The organism is Acidobacteriota bacterium, assembly GCA_028875575.1.
Lineage (GTDB): Bacteria > Acidobacteriota > Terriglobia > Versatilivoradales > Versatilivoraceae > Versatilivorator.
In genome coordinates, this window is the sequence record JAPPDF010000090.1 from 1 (window position 1) to 18,455 (window position 18,455).

The 18,455-nt window shown below is 61.8% G+C and carries 14 protein-coding genes, 1 pseudogene and 1 riboswitch; of the genes and pseudogenes, 9 read left to right on the forward strand and 6 right to left on the reverse strand.

Annotated elements, in window-relative coordinates:
- Nucleotides 1-454, reverse strand: a 454-nt coding sequence (locus OXI69_14700; GenBank protein MDE2667391.1) for a carboxypeptidase-like regulatory domain-containing protein, incomplete at its 3' end; no start/stop codon positions are given.
- Between the two features lie 244 nt (nt 455-698).
- On the opposite strand from OXI69_14700, the gene OXI69_14705 reads away from it, so the two are divergent.
- From OXI69_14705 to OXI69_14735, 7 genes and pseudogenes are all read left to right on the forward strand, one after another.
- Complete coding sequence (locus OXI69_14705; GenBank protein ID MDE2667392.1) at nt 699-941, forward strand: ribbon-helix-helix domain-containing protein; 243 nt, start codon at nt 699-701, stop codon at nt 939-941.
- On the forward strand, nt 926-1,267 hold the full coding sequence (locus OXI69_14710; GenBank protein ID MDE2667393.1) for a type II toxin-antitoxin system PemK/MazF family toxin: 342 nt from the start codon (nt 926-928) through the stop codon (nt 1,265-1,267). The genes OXI69_14705 and OXI69_14710 overlap by 16 nt, the downstream gene beginning before the upstream one ends.
- Nucleotides 1,268-1,494: 227 nt before the next feature.
- A riboswitch (SAM riboswitch) is annotated at nt 1,495-1,598 on the forward strand.
- Nucleotides 1,599-1,732: 134 nt separating this feature from the next.
- Complete coding sequence (gene thrC, locus OXI69_14715) at nt 1,733-2,974, forward strand: threonine synthase (GenBank protein MDE2667394.1); 1,242 nt, start codon at nt 1,733-1,735, stop codon at nt 2,972-2,974.
- 93 nt (nt 2,975-3,067) lie between these two features.
- Complete coding sequence (locus tag OXI69_14720) at nt 3,068-4,102, forward strand: ThiF family adenylyltransferase (protein MDE2667395.1); 1,035 nt, start codon at nt 3,068-3,070, stop codon at nt 4,100-4,102.
- A gap of 93 nt (nt 4,103-4,195) precedes the next feature.
- Nucleotides 4,196-5,329, forward strand: coding sequence for an aminotransferase class V-fold PLP-dependent enzyme (locus OXI69_14725; protein MDE2667396.1), 1,134 nt, complete (start codon nt 4,196-4,198; stop codon nt 5,327-5,329).
- A 97-nt stretch (nt 5,330-5,426) separates the two neighbouring features.
- Entirely contained in the window at nt 5,427-6,488 is a 1,062-nt protein-coding gene (gene asd, locus OXI69_14730; protein MDE2667397.1) for an aspartate-semialdehyde dehydrogenase, read from the forward strand.
- A gap of 101 nt (nt 6,489-6,589) precedes the next feature.
- Nucleotides 6,590-6,862, forward strand: a pseudogene (locus tag OXI69_14735) (MoaD/ThiS family protein).
- Nucleotides 6,863-7,184: 322 nt separating this feature from the next.
- On the opposite strand, the gene mazG reads toward OXI69_14735, so the two are convergent.
- The 4 genes from mazG to OXI69_14755 form a co-directional block, all read right to left on the reverse strand.
- A complete protein-coding gene (mazG, locus tag OXI69_14740; GenBank protein MDE2667398.1) occupies nt 7,185-7,991 on the reverse strand; it encodes a nucleoside triphosphate pyrophosphohydrolase in 807 nt (268 codons plus the stop codon).
- Nucleotides 7,992-9,038: a GGDEF domain-containing protein gene (locus tag OXI69_14745; protein MDE2667399.1), complete on the reverse strand. Its 1,047-nt coding sequence runs from the start codon at nt 9,036-9,038 to the stop codon at nt 7,992-7,994.
- Nucleotides 9,039-9,228: 190 nt separating this feature from the next.
- Entirely contained in the window at nt 9,229-11,058 is a 1,830-nt protein-coding gene (locus OXI69_14750; protein ID MDE2667400.1) for a hypothetical protein, read from the reverse strand.
- A 15-nt stretch (nt 11,059-11,073) separates the two neighbouring features.
- Complete coding sequence (locus tag OXI69_14755; GenBank protein ID MDE2667401.1) at nt 11,074-12,729, reverse strand: family 10 glycosylhydrolase; 1,656 nt, start codon at nt 12,727-12,729, stop codon at nt 11,074-11,076.
- A gap of 1,028 nt (nt 12,730-13,757) precedes the next feature.
- Here OXI69_14755 and OXI69_14760 point away from each other — a divergent pair.
- Entirely contained in the window at nt 13,758-15,356 is a 1,599-nt protein-coding gene (locus OXI69_14760; protein MDE2667402.1) for an ABC transporter substrate-binding protein, read from the forward strand.
- A 375-nt stretch (nt 15,357-15,731) separates the two neighbouring features.
- Here the strand turns inward: OXI69_14760 and OXI69_14765 are convergent, their stop codons facing one another.
- Complete coding sequence (locus tag OXI69_14765) at nt 15,732-16,379, reverse strand: STAS domain-containing protein (protein ID MDE2667403.1); 648 nt, start codon at nt 16,377-16,379, stop codon at nt 15,732-15,734.
- Between the two features lie 245 nt (nt 16,380-16,624).
- Between OXI69_14765 and OXI69_14770 the strand changes: the two genes are divergently transcribed.
- The gene (locus OXI69_14770; GenBank protein ID MDE2667404.1) at nt 16,625-18,247 is read left to right on the forward strand and encodes an MDR family MFS transporter; all 1,623 of its coding nucleotides are present in this window, start codon (nt 16,625-16,627) and stop codon (nt 18,245-18,247) included.
- Nucleotides 18,248-18,455: the final 208 nt, after the last annotated feature.

The following is an 18,455-nucleotide window of genomic DNA, read 5'->3' on the forward strand; positions in this document are numbered from 1 at the left end:
TGCGGACGGAGTCGATATAGTCGGCCTGCGTCGTCTGATGGGTGTCGATCGCCGGACGCTCGGCTACGGCTGAAACCACGATGCTCCGGGTGGCCGCACCCAGGGTCAGCTCCGGCGAAAAGGCCGCCGTCTCTCCCACCCGCACCTCGAAGTTCTCGGCCACGTAGGGGAGAAAGCCCTCCGCTTCGAAACGCAGCGTGTAGAGACCCGGCATGAGGTAACTGAGAACATACTCGCCGAGGGGGGAGGAAACGCTTTTGTGCTCCACACCGCGTTCCTGGTCGGTGGCGGTCACGGTGACGCCCGGAACGACGGCCCGGGTGGGGTCGAATACGTGGCCCTGGATATTGCCACTCTTGGTCTGCGCTCCCGACAGGGTGGCGCCGGCCAGCACCAGAATGACGGCTGCCGCCCATCGACGGCCCCAGGTGTAGAGTGATGGTGTCAATCGCATCTGTTGGCTTCCTTGGTTAGCAGCACAGGGTTCTGGGAGACGGGGTCTAACGTGTGTAGCAGTGTGAAAACGCTGTGAAAACGTCCTACATTTTACGCCAATACCCACACTCTCGCCAGAGTTCTTGGAGGAGGGCCGAGAGCGACGAATGACGGACAAGGGACTTTGTTGAATGGCTGCAAAATTCGACAATGCGCCATGTGATTCCTGGTATGATAAAGTGTCATACTCAATAGGAGTATTTATGCCAAAGAGAAAAGTAGCACTCACACTCGACGCAAAACTGGTTCAACGGGTCGATGAGCTTGTCTCCAGGCGGAGCTTCAAAAACCGCAGTCAAGCCGTGGAGTCTGCCCTCATTGACAACTTGCGGCGACTCGACCGCACTCGGCTCGCTCACGAGTGCGGAAAGTTGAACCCAACCGAAGAGCAGCGGATGGCCGACGAGGGCCTCGCCGCTACCGGCGAAGCGTGGCCCGAATACTGAGAGCAGACATACGCTGGGCAGATTTGAACCCGGTTCGCGGGCGCGAGCAGGCTGGACAGCGCCCAGTCGTCATTCTCAGTCATGATGTATTCAACGAACGGTCCGGCACGGTCATCGCCCTGGCGCTCACCAGCCAGGAACCGCCTGCCCGATTCCCGCTGACGCTTGAATTGACTGCAGCCAAACTTCCCAAACGATCCTGGGTCAAGATCAGCCAGATTCGAACGCTCTCGGTAAACCGCATCGGGCGACGACTGGGTCGGGCGTCACCCGAGGAAATCGAGGCCATTCTTGAAGGACTCGGCGAAATAATCGGAGGAAGGTAGCGGAAGTTGTCGAATATTCGGAGAATCGTTGGGGGCGAGAGTAGGACGTTTCCGCCCCCATTCAATTTAGTTCGAGACTCTCATTGAGGGAAATCATCTTGAGTCACTTACAGCCGGAATTTCCCGAAAACTGTCCTCGAGCGCGCACCGCCTTGGTTGAAATCGCGGGTTCACTCCTTGACATCTCACCTCCCCCGGCTATAATCCTTTTCGACAACTGAATGACGTTCTTATCCAGAGTGGCTGAGGGACTGGCCCTGTGAAGCCACGGCAACCCCCCATCCAGGGAAGGTGCCAACTCCGACAGAACCAAGTTTCTGAAAGATAAGAATAGAGCCGATACCCGCCTCTTCTTATCGAAGGGGTTTTTTTTGGCCCATAAGGTGTTGAAGACAAACCGCTTTTCATCATGGATGCAGCGACCCGGATAGATATGCCGGCTTAACGCTGCCAGCGAGGATTTTTATGTCTTTTGTGAACGGCCTGCAATGCCGGGAGTGTGACCAGTCTTACCCCAAAAAACCCTTGTCGGTCTGTGAATTCTGCTTCGGGCCGCTGGAGGTGGTCTACGACTACGAGGCCATTCGGCCGCGGCTGAGCCGGGAGATCATCCGGAACAGGGCTCCCAACATGTGGCGTTACGCCGAATTGCTGCCTTTGGACGGCGAAGCCCGGGTGGGGTCCCAGGCCGGTTTCACACCGCTGGTCCGGGCAGACAACCTGGCCAGGAGGTTGGGTCTGAAGGATGTCTACATCAAGAATGACAGCGTTTGCGCTCCGACCCTCTCCTTCAAGGATCGGGTGGTGGCCGTGGCACTCTCCAAGGCTTTGGAATTCGGCTTCGACACGGTGGGTTGCGCCTCGACCGGAAACCTCGCCAACGCCGTGGCCGCCAACGCCGCCAGCGTGGGACTCAACAGCTACGTGTTCATCCCCGCCGACCTCGAGATGGGCAAGGTTTTGGGCACACTGATCTACAAGAACAACGTCATCAAGATCGATGGTAATTACGATGACGTGAACCGGCTGTGCAGCGAAATCGTGGGAAAGTATCAGTGGGGCTTCGTCAACATCAACCTGCGCCCCTTCTATGCGGAGGGATCCAAAAGCTTCGGTCTGGAGGTCGCGGAACAACTCGGATGGAGGACCCCCGACTGCATCGTGGTCCCGATGGCGGGCGGATCGCTCATCACCAAGATCCGCAAGGCCTTCACTGAAATGCAGAAGCTGGACCTGATTCCCGACAGCCGTTGTCGTATCTTCGGGGCTCAGGCCACCGGCTGCTCACCCATTACCACCGCGATCAAGGCCGGCCGGGATTTCATCAAGCCGGTGAAACCCGACAGCATCGCCAAGTCCATTGCCATCGGGAATCCTGCCGATGGTTACTACGCTCTCAAGACCATGCTGGAAAGCGGAGGCTGGGGAGAGGACGTCAGCGACGAGGAGGTGGTGGAAGGCATCCAGCTCCTGGCCGAGGAAGAAGGTATTTTCACCGAAACGGCCGGTGGAGTCACCGTGGCCGTGACCCGCAAGCTGATTGGACAAGGCAGAATCACCAGCGACGACCTTACGGTGATCTCCATTACCGGAAACGGACTGAAGACCCAGGAGGCCGTCCAGGGCAGCCTGGCCGAGCCCGCGGTCATTCCGGCCAGGCTGAGCGAGTTCGAAGAAACCCTTCCGAAGGTGTCGGCGGTCGGCTGAAAGCAGTCCGGTATTCCTGCACCTCCCGACGGTGATTCGGATCGGGCGCGCCAGCCTGTTCTCCGGGAGGGCCCGCCCTTCAGAGAAACTCTCATGTCGGATCTTCCATCCCGCTACTCCCGCCAGGTTCTCTTTGCGGAAATCGGCAAAGCCGGACAGAAGCGCCTGCTTGAGAGCCGGGTGGTCATCGTCGGCTGTGGGGCCCTGGGTACGGTGCAGGCCGAAGCCCTGACCCGTGCGGGCATCGGAAGACTCCGCCTGATCGATCGGGACTTCATCGAGGAAAGCAACCTTCAGCGACAGACGCTGTTCACGGAAGAGGATGTTCGGGAGGGCCTTCCCAAGGCGGTCGCCGCCAGACGGCGTCTACAGGCCATCAACGCCTCGGTAGCCGTGGAGGATCGGGTGGAGGACCTCAACTATCGCAACGCAGAATCCATGGTCGAGGGTGCGGACTGCATTCTGGACGGCACCGACAACTTCGAGGCTCGCTTTCTGCTCAACGACGTCTCTCAGAAACAGCGAATCCCCTGGATTTACGGAGCCGCCGTGGGAAGCCAGGGCCTGACCATGACCATCGTCCCCGGCCGGACTCCCTGCCTGCGTTGTGTCTTTGAGTCCCCGCCACCGCCTGGGACCACGCCCACCTGCGACACGGCGGGAGTGCTGGCGCCCGCCGTCAACCTGGTAGCCTCGCTGCAGGTGGCCGAGGCCCTGAAGATCCTGTCCGGAAGGTTGGAGCGCATCAACCGGAACCTGGTCAGCCTGGACGTCTGGCAGAATACCTGGCGGCGCCTGGAGATCGAAAGCGGCCGCACCAGTGGCGATTGTCCGGCCTGCCATCTGAGCCGCTACGATTTCCTGGAGGGCGAGCGCGAATCCTCGGCCGCGATTCTCTGTGGGCGAGACTCGGTCCAGATCAGTCAGCCCTCCGGGAAACACCTGGACTTCCCCCAGCTGGGACAGCGGCTGGAACTTCTGGGCAGCGTTTCCTACAATCGGTTTCTGCTCAGGTTCCGACTGAAGGAGTTTGAAATTGCCGTTTTTCCCGACGGTCGGGGCATCGTCAAGGGCACCCGGGACCCTCAGGAAGCCCGCTCACTCTACTCCAGGTACATTGGAAATTGAGATCCCGGCCGGGGCCTGACGGACCCGACCGCAATGTCCCGGACGAACCCCGCCACGGTGAGACCGGGAGATCGCCGGCAGCCACCATCTACCATGATCTATCTGGACAACGCAGCCACCAGCTTCCCCAAGCCGGAGGCCGTCTATCGGGAATTGCAGGACTACTTGCGCCGCGATGGCGCTAACCCCGGCAGAGCCGGACACCAATGGGCAGTACGGGTGGAAAAGACCATGGATGACACCCGCAACCTGCTGGCCCGCTTTTTTGGAATGGATGATCACCGTCGGGTCATCTTCACCCTCAACGGAACCGACTCCCTCAACATGGCCATCAAGGGCGTGATTCGGCCCGGAGACCACGTGGTCACCAGTTTGCTGGAGCACAATTCGGTCTCCCGCCCCTTGAAACAACTGGAAAGCGACGGCAGCATCACCCTGACCCAACTGCCCTTCTCCCGGGAGGGGTTCGTCGACCCCGAAGACTTTCGCAGGGCATTAACCCCGCAGACGCGGCTGGTGGTGCTGCTGCACGCCTCCAATGTCCTGGGAACCCTGCAACCGATTGCCGAGGTCGGCAGGATCTGCCGCCGACACGAAGCGCTGTTTCTGGTGGATGCGGCCCAGACCGCCGGAGTCGTCCCCATCGACATGCAGGCCATGCAGATCGACCTGCTGGCTTTTCCGGGCCACAAGGCCCTGTTCGGTCCGCCCGGCATCGGAGTCCTGTTGGTGGGCCACCGGGCCGAGCTGCTCCCCTGGAGGGAAGGCGGGACCGGTTTCGATTCGGAAGATCCCCTGCAGCCCCGGCGGTTTCCCCATCTTCTGGAGGGAGGGACACCCAACACCCTGGGCGTGGCGGCGTTGAGAGCGGGCCTGCGCTTTGTGACCGGCCAGGGCTTGGACAGCATTCGAGATCACGAGCAGCGCCTGCTGGCTCGATTGACCGAATCCCTCAGGGACAATCCCAAGATCTGCCTTTACGGCTCCCTGGATCCGCACCGCCGGGTGGGTTCGGTGGCGCTCAACCGGGAGGGCTACACCTCCTCGGAGGTAGGAGCGATCCTGGACAACTCGTTTGAAATCGCCGTCCGGCCCGGCCTGCACTGTGCCCCCTACCTTCACCGGCACCTGGGCACGGTACCCGATGGAGCCGTCCGGATCAGCCCGGGATATTTCAGCACCGAGGAAGATGTCGATCGCTGCCTCTCAGCCTTGGAGCAACTGTGATGCGGGGAGATCCAAGGCGAACTCGATCCGGGCATCAGGCCCGGGTGACGCGGGAGTACGACAGGGTAATGAAAGGGTTCTACACGGAAGCCGGACAATGACCAGGAAATTGCGCGCGGCGGTTCTGGGGGCCACCGGGACCGTCGGTCAGCGATTCATTCAGCTACTGGAGGACCATCCCTGGTTCGAGCTGGGTGCCATTGCGGCTTCAGGCCGCTCAGTGGGCAAGCCCTATCACCGGGCCTGCTCCTGGAAAGTTCCGGAACCCATGCCGGAGTACGTTAGAGACCGAATCCTCAGCCCCTGCCGCCCCAGGCTGGAAGTGGACTTCGTATTTTCCGGCCTTCCCTCCTCGATTGCCGGGGAGGTGGAAAGCGATTTTGCCCAGGCCGGCTATCCGGTGGTCAGCAACTCCAGGAACCACCGCATGGAGGAGGACGTCCCGCTGCTGGTCCCCGAGATCAACCCCGCCCATCTGGACCTGATTCCCCTGCAGCAAAAGCACAGGCAGTCCCCGGGGTTTATCGTCACCAACCCCAACTGCACCACCATCGCCCTGGTGCTGGCGCTGGCGCCGCTGCACCGGGCCTTCGGCCTGAAAAGCGTCTGCGTGGTGACCATGCAGGCACTTTCGGGCGCGGGCTATCCCGGAGTGGCCAGTCTGGATGTAGCCGACAACGTGCTTCCATACATTGAGGGTGAAGAGGAAAAAGTGGAGACCGAACCCTTGAAAATCCTGGGAAATATCAAGAACGGGAAAGTCGATTGGGCGGAGTTCGGGATCAGCGCCCAGTGCCACCGCGTCAATGTTCAGGACGGGCACCTGGAAGCGGTCTCGGCAAGCTTTCGGCAGCGTCCCTCCCGCGGTGAGCTGGTGGAAGCACTGGCCTCTTTCCGTGCGCTCCCCCAGGAGTTGAACCTGCCGAGTGCGCCCCGCAGGCCGGTAGTGTGTCTGGAAGAGCCGGACCGCCCCCAGCCCCGCCTGGACCGATACCTGGAAATGGGCATGGCAACGGTGGTGGGACGCATCCGTCCCTGTCCCATCCTGGACTACAAGTTCGACCTGCTGGGGCACAACACCATTCGGGGGGCGGCGGGAGCCGCCATCCTCAACGCCGAGCTTCTCCGGACCCGGGGGATGCTGGAAGGAATGGGGTAGAAACACCGGCCGGGGCCCGAGATCTTCGGGCGGAAACCGGAACCCCATGGCACAATGATGGTAGCTGTCGCCTTATAGGACTTACCAAGAGAGGAGGCCTTATGCCAACATCCGTGCGTATTCCCGTTCAACTGAGAACGCTCACCGGAGGTCAGGAAGTAATCACCGGAACGGGCGGATCCGTGCTGGAAATCATCGAAGACATCGACCGGCAATACCCCGGCCTCAAGGACCGCATCTGCGAATCCGAGGGGAAAGTTCGGCGCTTCGTCAACATCTTCCTCAACGAAGAGGACATACGCTTCCTGGAGAATCTCCAGACCGCGGTCACGGAAAAGGACGAGCTATCGATCATTCCGGCAATCGCCGGCGGCAAGCCCGCATTTCTCACCAGGGGGCGTGATCATGGCGCAGGCATTTTCCCCTCAGCGCGTGCTCGGGAGCGAAGAGCGTAGCCGTCACTACGGTCGAGCGAGCATGGATGCGCTGAGGGGAAAGGGACAAGCCAGGGCACGCCCAGCGCCCTGTGTTACTGCAGGGCATCCCAGTCGGACCAACAAGGTGTCGAAAACAAAAGCCGTTTCATTTTGAATCGAGCGACCTGGTGAGAAACGCGGGCTCTGGGCCGCATCCGTCGAACCTGCTGCAGCTTCCCTGGGTGCCGCCGCGGCCGGCAGCGTCACGACCGGGAAGGTGTCACAAGGCCTTCTTGGCCTGCTGCCAGAGCTCTTCCATCTCATCGAGGGTGGTGTTTCCGAGGTCCTTGCCCGCCCGCCGCAACGCGGCCTCCATGAACTGAAATCGCTCCACGAACTTCCGGTTGGACTTCCGCAATGCCGTTTCGGGGTCGATGTCCAGAAACCGGGCGATATTGACCGCCGCAAAGAGCAGGTCCCCGACCTCCTGTTCGACTTTTTCACGCCTTGCAGCCGGTGGCGATTCCATAGCCTGCCTGAGTTCCCCGATTTCCTCCTCCAGCTTTTCGACGACCCCGTCGATGTGAGACCAGTCAAAGCCGACCCGGGAGGCCTTGCCGGTGATCTTCAGTGCGGTCAGGAGGGCCGGAAGCCGGGGCAAATGGTCAAGGATCGAGTCTTCCCCGCCTCGACCGTCCGACCCGCCGACGCGTTCCCGGCGCTTGATGTGCTCCCACTGGTGCAACACCCCCTCGGCACTATCCGCCTTGGCGTCGCCGAACACGTGGGGATGGCGTCTCACCATCTTGTCGACGACTCCCTCCGCCACCTTGTCGATGTCGAAGGCGCCTTCCGTTTCGGCCATCTGTGACAGAAAAACCACCTGGAACAACAGATCTCCCAACTCGCTGCAAAAGGCTGACCGGTCGCCGCTGTCCAGCGCCTCCAGGGTCTCGTAAGCTTCCTCCAGCAGGAGGGGCTTGAGCGTATCGAAGGTTTGCTCGCGGTCCCAGGGACAACCATCAGGGCCCCGCAACCGATCCACCAGGGCAACCAACACCAGGAATTTCTGTCCCTTCATGGCCATTCAGGCTGATCTCCGCCGCAGCGCGTCTTCGGATTCCAGGCGGTTGCCGCCCTTGCGCTTGGCCCGGTACATGAGTCGATCGGCCGCTTCAATGAAGTCCCAGCTCTCCATCCCGGGAGAGTACTCCGCGATTCCGGCGCTGAATCCGACCGCACCGGCCAGGGCTTGGGAGACGGCCCGGCGGAGCCGGTCCACCAGGACCTGGGCTTCGGCCCGACTGGTGTGGGGCAGCAGCAGCACAAACTCGTCGCCTCCGTAGCGAAACGCCCGGTCCGTCTTGGCCCGAATGGTCCGGGAAACGACGGCTCCCACGGTTCGAAGCAGACGATCCCCCGCCAGGTGGCCGTGGGTGTCGTTGTATTCCTTGAATCCATCCAGGTCGAACAGACACAGGGAACAGGCGCTGCCGGCCCGTTTGGCCCGATCCATTTCCCTCGGCAACTGCTCGAACAGATCCCGCTGGTTGTAGAGGCCGGTCAGATCGTCGGTGACCGTAAGCCGCTTCAACTGGCGCTCCAGCGCAACCTTGCGGCTGTCAATCTTGGCCCGGGACGCCCGCACCTGCTCGCGCAGTTGAGCATTTTCCAGGGCCAGGGCCGCCAGGTCCGCCGCCAGCCTCAGGAAGTCCCGGTCGGAACGGTCCAGGGAGTCGCCGGCCGAGTGTCCGAGCACCAGGGCGCCCGCCAGGTGTCCCCCGGCCATCAGGGGCAGCAGAGTATGAGTAGCAGCCGCCACCGGAAAGGGAGGAACCCGGTTGCCGGCACCGGGTCTGGAGTTACGGCGTCCGAAGACAGGAGCCCCGGGAACTTCCAGGATGGGCGCCAACAACGGGTGGTCCAGCGGAACACGCCCCCAAAACTCAGGGCTACCATTGGATTGGACCTCCACTGCCGTGACCTCCCAGGCCTTGCGTTCCCGATCGAGTCGGGCCAACGCCCAACAGTCGCCACCGATGACCGGACGGCTTTGATCCCTGATCACCCCGAGAATTTCCCCCGGCTTCAGGCCGGCGGTCAGGCTCCTGGCCATGGCAGCCGCGGCCTGCATCCTTCCATTTCGCGCCGTTCCCGATTCAGACCGTCGCCCCCCGGCCCGGCCGACTGTATCGGGAGCCGTGCCCTGATGCACCGCTCTTGGTTCCCGTAACCGTCGATCGGGAGTCCCAGCCGGCATCCCATCCACCCCCTTCCCTGTCTCTATCGCTACCGATACCGCAGTTCCACGCTCCAACCGTCAATCAGCTTGAGGGGATGGATGCGATACTCCCGCGGCTGGAGTGCCAATGCCTCCAGGTCCTTGCGATGGCCCAGCCGTCGAATGGTGTGCCATTGGGTCTTGCGCACAATCCGGCCGCCGCTGTCCCAGAAGGCCAGTCCGGCGGCTCCCCCGGCGTATCCTTGCTTGCCTGCCGGGCATACCGGCTGCCGTGCATGTTGCGTGGCGTGACGTCTTCGAAGAAGACGGTTCGGGTGCCCCGGGTGATCTTTCGGAAATAGTCGTAGTCCACCCTTTGGGTCCCGTCCCCTCCGGTATAGACGCAGAGGATATCCACCAGCCCTTCTCGAGTCCAGGTCTCCAGATCCAGGGCGGCGTGGCGATTCCAGACGGCGTCGTAGCCCACATTGGCCAGCACCTCTATCCGGGGCCCCTCGGGGCGCTGGCGGTCCAGCCGCCCGCGCAACTCCCGCATAAAGGTGGTGACGTAGGTTGCCCAGTGCCTCTCCAAGCGCTCGTCCGCCGCCGGTGGGTCGCCCCGGCGGCGCCGGGCCGGTTCAGGGAGCCGGCGGGGATCGATGCCGTACGCCTTCTTGAAATCCTCGACCACCGGAGGCTCAAACAGCACGAAGGGGGGCCTGCGGATATAGATCAATTGCACGCCCTTGACTCCATAGCCCGCCAATTCCGCCAGCAGGTCCAGGTAGAACCCTCTCACCTGGCTGTAGGCCAGGCTCAGCCGGACAATGCCGTGACCCTCCCGATCGCGGCAGCGCCACTGCGGGTGCCGTTTCCAGAAATGCACGGGCTCGAACCAGACCGGAGGCATGGTGGCCATGGTCCCCATGCGAAATCCCAGGTAGACCTCGATGTCCATGGAATGGGCATGATCCACCGCCACCTTGAGCGGGTCGATGCCGCGGGACTGAAAGCGGCGGAGGCTCTCGGCGGCCCGCTTCCCCGCCTCCACCGGGAAGTCTTCCTCTCCGGCCCCCATCATCGCTCCCACCCGGCTGGGATAGAGGGTTTGGCCGGCTCCGATTCCCCCGGTTCCCAGAAAGAGCTTCCCGACATCGGTGCCCCGCAGCGGCTCCAGGTTCTCCTGAATGTCCTGCACCGTCCGCGCACCCGAATGAAAAGGACCCTGTCCGTCCATCTCAGCCGCCAGAAACCTGGTTTCGGGGCGCCCGCCGGCCATCCGGTACTCCTCGACTTCTTCCGCGGTCAACGGAACCAGCCGCACAAAGGCAAGTTGGGCCACGCTGGGATGGCTGGTCCTCAGGTGAGAGATCACCAATTGCTGCCCGCCGAGGTCGGCGGCCTTCCAGAAGACCTCCTCGATGTCGGTCACCCCGATGGCCGGGCGCGGGCGAAGCCAACTCCCGTCGGGCTTGCGCTGGTAACCCAGCCGACTCGGGGCCAGACTCTCGAAGAGTCTCTCATCGCTCAGCTTCAGCCTCAGTCTGAACTCCTCGATCCTGGCCCCTCCGAAGAGCCCCACGTAGATGGCATGCCATCCCTGAACCGGCAGGGACAGCTTCAGATCGGGAGGATGAGTCAACTGGCCCCTGGCCACCATCACCCCCTGGATGCCCGTTTCGGTACGGTAGGGGATGGTGTACCAGCATCCCTTCCTGGGCTTGGGGCTGATCGCCTCACGCGGCTCCGCGCTGGAAAGGTCCGCCAGCAAGACCCCCGTGTGGCGGGGCGAGTGCCAGAAGCCGGGTGCCGCCGCTCTGGAGCCGCCCTCGGCGCGGGCCTCGACCGCCTGGAAAACGGCCGGCGCCAGGCCCACCGCCCTGATAAACCCTCTTCGGGAAACCGAAGTCTTTGGATCCGATGTTTGGCTCATCCTCACGCTTCCTGCTCAGCGCCGGTAGGTTACTTCCAGTTCCAGCGCTGCCAGCGTCAGCGCTGACGCGGCTGCTGCCGCCAGCTCCACCTTTACCACGTTGATTCCCCGACGCATCGCCTGGGCCGGCACAGGGCCGATCAGCCAGTCAGGCTGACGCCTGGCCAGTCGCAACCGTTCTCCATTGAGACGAACCGTAACCGTATCCCTTTCTCGCGGACCCGCCAGCTTCAGTCGGAGCTCGAGGGAGTCGAGACGGTCCCCGGCACCGGCCAGGTCATCCGCCACCGGCAGCAGGCGCTGCACCGAGTCGCCGGGCGCGACCTGAACCGGCAGTCGCCCCCCTATCGGCACCGAGCCCATCATGAAGCCCTGCTGCAAGCCTTCCACGTTTTCGACGACATAGAGCTTGTTGGCGAGCGCCAGCCCTTCGGGGTCCCCGATCTCCTTCCACACCCGCCGCGCCATTCGGGTGGCTCTGCTTTCGGGGTGTCTCGGGAACAGGTTGAAGGTCATGATCCCCCTGGCCCCCGCCAGCCAGGCATTGGCCGCTGCCGCCCTCCAGGCCTTGAGAGCCACCTCCTCATTGGCATCCGGCAGGGTTCGACCCCACTGGTCCGCGTCGGTCGAGTAGAAGCGGCGGGCGCCAAGCGCGTGCTCGAAGCCGGAGGAGCTCAAACAGACGTAGACCGGCACCCCCCACTGGTTTCCGCTGTCGATCATGTCCTTGGCCGGCATGGTGAAGGGGTCGTACCCGCCTCCCACCACGATCAGGTCCAGGTAGCCGCGCCGCGCCCACTGCTCGACATCGAAACCGAAGTGTCGATTCTGCGCCAGCGTGGGGAGGACCCGAACGCTCATCAGAATGGGCCTTCCCTTGCGCCGGCTGGCGGCCAGCACCTCCGCGCGGATGCGGCCAACCATCTCGGACATCATTTCGAGGTGCGGCCGCGTGACCGGCTTGAAGAGTCGAGTCTCCACAAAGAAGGCCGGATGCCGCAGAAAGTCCAGGTCGACGCCGTCCACATCGTAGCCGGTCAATACCTCCTTGAAGGTCTCCACCATGAGGTCGCGAACCTCGGGATGGGCGTAGTCTACGAAGGTCCAGATGTTGCGCGGATCGGAAGGGGGGAATCGCTCCTTGTCAGCGGGCCGGCCCATCAGGAGGTGACGGTGATCCTTCTTCCATTGAGCAATCTCGGATTCGTGCTTGGCATTGTCGTGAATGTCGTTCATCCGCATCGACCAGAAGACTTCCATCCCCTGCCTGCGGGAGGCCTCGATCACCAGGCTGAGATCGTCTGTGCCCTGCCGGGACAGGTCCCGCAGCCGGCCGGCCAGGGGCTCGCTTCCGACCGATCCGGTGTAGAGAGGGCTGATCGGCCTGCGGGAAAAATAAAAGACACTGTCCACCATGGTGCCGGCCGCATGGTCGGTCCGCACCGACAGAAACTTCTCCGCGGTCGCCGGGCCGGCCAGATGCAACAGGTCGTCGCCGTCGTTGTTGAAGATGACCCGACGCGGGCGCTCGACCGCCGCCCTGCGAGCGGACTCAAGGGAATCCTTCGACTGCGGTCCGGTCTGGCAGCCAAACACCCCCCCCCAGGACAGGAGGGCTGCAAGGCACAGGACGACCCGCGAAGCAAGGTTCTCGGTTGGGAACTGTCTCATCAACGCCGGTCCTCTTGGAATGGTTTCAGGCTCAAGCCTTGCACAAAGGAGTCATGAACACAATGGCAGAGGCGCACCCTTGGACAAGGCACTTCCCTGAAACAATCGCCTGCGCCTGGTGGCTGCAAACCGGTTCGAAGTCGAGCATGGGTAGATTATTGATTCACATCGATGCACAGGATACACAGGATTTTTTGGCGAGAGTTTCCACCATCTTGCGCTCGACTATCGCCCGGGCTTCCACAAGGATTCCAAAACCCGCTTCAAAGCTCATGGAACACCTCGAACAGGCACCCGATCATTGGGCCAGCCCGCTTCCTGTGCCGCAGTCTCTCGTCCTGATTATCCTGTCGATCCTGTGTATCCATGTTCAATAAATAGATTGAGCTTTTTGCAAAATTCACAGCGGGGCAAGTCATCTTGCCGGCAAGCCTGAGGTTCTGCATTTTCAATATCGGGTGCGAGCTGTGAGCAATGCGGGTTCACCACAAAAAGCACAATAGTCACAAAACGAATTTTTGATATCGGTCCGCTCTTTTTGTGTTTTTGTGCCTTTTGTGGCCATTCCCGGCAAGGGTCCCGCTGCCGAATTTTGCAAACGCATCAAAAATAGAAAACCGGACCAAGGGGAAAGGGTCCTTGTTTCGGGTGTGCGCTTGAAGGGATCTCTTACCCCCTGATACCTAAACGCCCTTGGTGCAAATCTTCTCCCTTCCCGACCCTTGGCCGATCCCTCTTAAGCCTTCTTCAAGCCCTTCGTTTTACTTCGTGGATTACACTTTTTCCGTTCGTGCGCTTGGTGGATCTTTTTTGCCTTCGTGGATAACGCTCGGTTGTTTCAGGTATGATCAACGAGACGGCAAGCAGAGCCGTCGACATTCCTGACAAGTGAGCAGACTCGGCCCAGCCGAGGACACTTTGGCCTTTGAGCGGAACGCAGCCCCAGGCTGTCGACAGAACGCTCCGAGGCCCTCTCCCCAAGTCCATCCCCCGGGACAGCCAGTTCCTGTTCTTCGCAACACAACGCCATGAAAGCCAAGGCATGGTTGGCCGGCGCCCTGGCGGTGCTGGTCCTGTCCTTTTGGGTCCACCGTCGCCCGAACAGTCCCCCCGGCACTCCGGTTCCGGCACCGGCCGGCGGCGGGGTCTTGCGCATCATGGCCCAGGCGGTGGATTCGCTGGATCCCATACACTCCCGCAACTACTGGGAATCGGCCATTGTCCTGCAGTTGTTCGACGGTCTGGTGCGACTGGATGAGCATCTGGCCGTGGCACCCGCCATTGCCCGGGACTGGCGGATCTCCTTCGACGGCACGACCTACACCTTCCACCTGCGCCGGGACGTCCGTTTCCACCATGGACGGACGGTCACGGCCCAGGATTTTGTCTACTCCCTCACCCGGCTGGTCGATCCGCGGTGGAAGGCGGTGGACTCGGAGTACTACACCCGGATAGGGGGCGCCGCCGCCTTCCGTTCGGGGAAGTCTGACAGCGTCAGCGGACTCAGGGCATTGGGTTCCCACACCCTGCGGATCGTCCTGGATCAGCCCTATGCTCCCTTTCTACAGGTGCTGGCGCTTCCTTCGGCTTCGGTAGTTCCAAGGGAAGCGGTGGAAGCCGGGGAGCGGCGATTCGGCCGATCACCTCTGGGCACCGGAGCCTTTCGCCTGAAGAGTCTGGGACCCTCCCACGAAATACACCTGGAGAGCCATTCACACCACTTCCTGGGGAGGCCTTACCTGGACGGACTGCGGATTCGAACGGTGGCCGCTCTCACCGACCGCGGGAGCTTTCGGGAATTTGCCCGAGGCCGTCTGGACCTGTCCTTTATTCCCGCTGATGAAATCCCCCGGGCTTCAAGCAGGACGGACTGGGCGATCCGGACCTTCCCCGTCCTGCGTCTGCTCTATCTGGGTATGAACGTGAAGGCCCCCGGCACCAGCCAACAGTTGCTGCGAAAAGCCGTCTGCCTGTCCATCGACCCGGGCTCCGTCTATGGCGGTTTGACCGACTTCGAGCCCACCGACCGCCTGATTCCCTTCTCGCTGCTGGGGTCCCGGCGGCAACCGGTCCGGACCCGGAACCGGGAAGCGGCCGGACAGGCTCTGAAACAATGGCAACACCGTCATGGGCCGCTACCCAGGCTGAGCCTCTGGACTTCCGCCCGGCTGCCGGCGGCCCGCCGGAGGCTGGAACATCTCCTGGAGGGCCCCCGCTCCATCGGACTGAAGATCGATGTCCGGGGCGCGGATTCCATGAGGGAGCTCCTCGACCGAATCTATGCGGGACGAGCTCCCATGTTTCTGCTTGGAGAGGTGATCGATTTCCCGGACCCGGACGCCTTGCTGAGCCGGCTGTTTCATTCCCGCAGCAACGGGAATCCCTTTGGGTACGGCAACCCCGAGGTGGACCGGTTGCTGCGCCGGGCCAGGGGAACGCTGGACCAGGCACGGCGTGCCCGACTCTACCGGAAGATCGAAGAGCAGATCCTGAGTGACCACGTGGTAGCACCGCTGGCACTGGTCCGGTACTCGCTGGTACATCGGCGGCAGGTTCGGGGGCTGCAGATCAACTCCCTGGGGTTCCAGCACTTCCACTTCCGCAAGGTGTGGCTGGCTCCGGGATGAGCTCCGGTTGCCTGAAACGCCCCTGTTTAAGCCCCTTATGAACGGCCCTGTCGCACGATCCGGAGTCGAGCCTTGCCCCCCACCGCATCAGCCTTCGCCATTCGGCTCGGCTTCTGCGACTCCCCCTCAAGGGGGGAGTGATACTTGAGGCCAGCACAAGGTTTCCAGTAGAACTCAATCACTCCCCCCTTGAGGGGGAGTCGGCGAGACAAGGGCGCAGCCCGCAGTCGAGCCGGTGGGGGGGCAACGCGGCGTCCCGTGAGTGACTATCAGCGATTCCGGCAGCAGCCGCGCACTCGCCTCTAGAGTGCAACCCGTGGTGAGAAATGCGAGTTTTGATCCCGGCAGACTAACTCGCCGCAGCCGCCAAGGCCGTCATTTGTCCGCTTTTGCAACAACCTCATCGAGCACTGATTCGGCGGACTTGAACATTTCCGTCAGAAGCTGCTTGCGACGGGTCTTCAAGCGCTCAATATATTGCCACAGGGCATTGGTGATTCCTGCAACCACCGCTTCCCGTTCCTTGAGCGAAAGAGAGCGGTCATTCTGGTACTCGTATTTCTCGATGGTGAAGTTGGCGATGTGCTGGATGTTTTCTCCGACGATGTCGAAATCGACAGAGGTGCGTATCGGAATGGTCGCGCTTGCTTGGCCGGCTTCCTCTTCACCGCCGCCGGCCTTCCCGGTAATGGCTTCGATTGCCGCACTCTGGGAATCGTAAATCGACATGATCCCGTGAAAGCCGCTCACGGTGACGATCTCCCGGATCGAATCGGAGAGATTGCAGATCCCGAAGGCCTTGCCGGCCGGGTTGAATTTCTTGGCGATGATCAGGCAGACGCGAAGACCGGCGCTGCTGATGTAGCCCAATTGGGCAAAGTCCAGGATCATGGCGCGTTCGTCGGGATCGATTCCGGATTCCAGAGCATTCTGGACTTCAATGTAGTTGTTTCCGTCGATACGACCGATCGGTGCAGCGATCAGTATGCCCTCTCGACGGCTCCACTTGATTTGAGCTGCCATGGTGTTGCTCCTTTCGAATTCGAATCGCTTGAAGGTTAAGGTGTAATTGCTTCCCCAATCGCCGAATGGGCTTGAAGCGCCGGTCGGGCGCCGGCATCAGGCTTCTGGAGTGATTCATCAGGAAAAAAACCGGGTAATCATATCATGATGCGCGGCCGATGCGGTCATTACTGGGTTAGCGTACCCTGTTTGTCCCGCACTTTTCACCGGGCCGCCAAGTTGATCGCGAAGGGAGTAGAGTGCCGTTGAACCTGGATTCGAGACACAAGGCCGGATCTGCCCGCGATCCATCGGTGGCGGGAGGCTCCCTGCAACTCTCCGGGAAACAGCTTTTGTTGGCCATGACCGGGGTGATGCTGGCCATGTTTCTGGCTGCGGTGAGCCAGATCAACATCGCCACTGCCATGCCGCGCATCGTTGTCGACCTGGGCGGTTTCGACCGCTACACCTGGGCTTCGACCGCATATCTGATTGCCTCCGCCATAGTGATTCCCATCGCGGGCAGACTGGCAGATATTTTCGGACGCAGGATTTTTTTCATCCTGGGCCTGGCGATCTTCATGATCGGCTCGATTCCGGCCGGCCTGAGCCAATCCATGAACCAGCTCATTGCTGCCCGGGCGGTCATGGGCGTGGGTGGCGGAATCCTCATGGCCAACAGTTTCGCGGCCGCCGCGGACCTGTTTCCACCGGGAGAACGGGGCAGGTACATAGGGTTGATTGGGCTTGTCTACGGCATGTCTTCGGTGATCGGGCCGCCGTTGGCAGGTTTCATCACCGACCACTATTCGTGGAACTGGGTCTTTCTGATGAATGTGCCGGCCGGAATTCCGGTGTTGTGGCTGCTTGCCAGGACATTCCCCCAAGTCGCACCCGGGATCGAAAAACGAAAGCTGGACTACGCGGGAATGGTGACCCTGGCACTGGCGGTGGCCTCCCTGATGATCGCGCTTTCCCGTGGAGGCGTTCACGAACCATGGGACTCGCTTCAGGTCGGCGGACTGCTGGGTTTCGGGTTGGCAATGGCCGTGATCTTCCTGGTGATCGAGTCGAGGTCGGATTTTCCCATCATGCCCCTGGAGATTTACAGAAACCGGGCGGTGGCGGTTTCCGTGATGGTCACCGTCCTGACCGGTTTCGGGTTGCACAGCACAGCGCTTTTCACGCCGCTGTTTTTCCAGGGAGTGCTGGGCTCGACCGCGACCGGAAGCGGCGGTTTGCTCACCCCCATGATGCTTGGAATGGTGTTCGGCGCCATTGTGTCCGGGCGGCGACTCTCCAGATCCGCTGGGGGCTATCGCAGGCAGGCCCTGATTTCCTCGGGAGCCATGGCAGTGGGCATATATCTCATCTCCACCATGAACGAAGATACGAGCTTCGCCCGGGCGGTGGCCTACGTCTCACTGACGGGGCTGGGACTGGGCGGTACCATGTCCACCTGCAACCTGGCCATCCAGAACTCGGTGCCGTTCCGGCTGGTCGGCAGCGCGACTTCAGCCATTCAATTCTCCAGATTGTTCAGCGGTACGCTGGGTCTGGCCGTGTTGGGAGTCGTGTTGACGGCGAGCTTCTCATCCAGGTTGGAAGAAACCGTCTCGGAATCCGTCCGAGCCGCGCTTGGCCAGGGGCAGTTCGAGGCCATCAGGCAAAATCCGCGGGTTCTTGTCGATCCCTCGGCGATCGACGCACTGAGGGCCGGCTTCGCGGAGAGAGGGCATGACGGTGTTCAGATGGCCGACACTTTTCTCGGCGCTCTCAGCTCGGCGCTGGTCGGAGGGTTGGGAGATGCCTTCAGGCTGAGTGCGTTGGTGGTGGGGCTGTCGTTCCTTGCCGCGTTGTTCCTTCGAGTTGAGAAATGGAGAGGCTGACGGACCCGTTCCCCGTCCCCGACGCACCGTTGACCTTTACTCACGGAGCGCCGCGTTACCCCCCACCGGTTCGACTGCGGGCGGAGCCCTTGTCTCACCGACTCCCCCTCAAGGGGGGAGTGATACCAGAGCGTTGTTGCAGGCCTCAAGAATCACTCCCCCCTTGAGGGGGAGTCGCAGAAGGTACAGACCGCATTCATCCTTTACA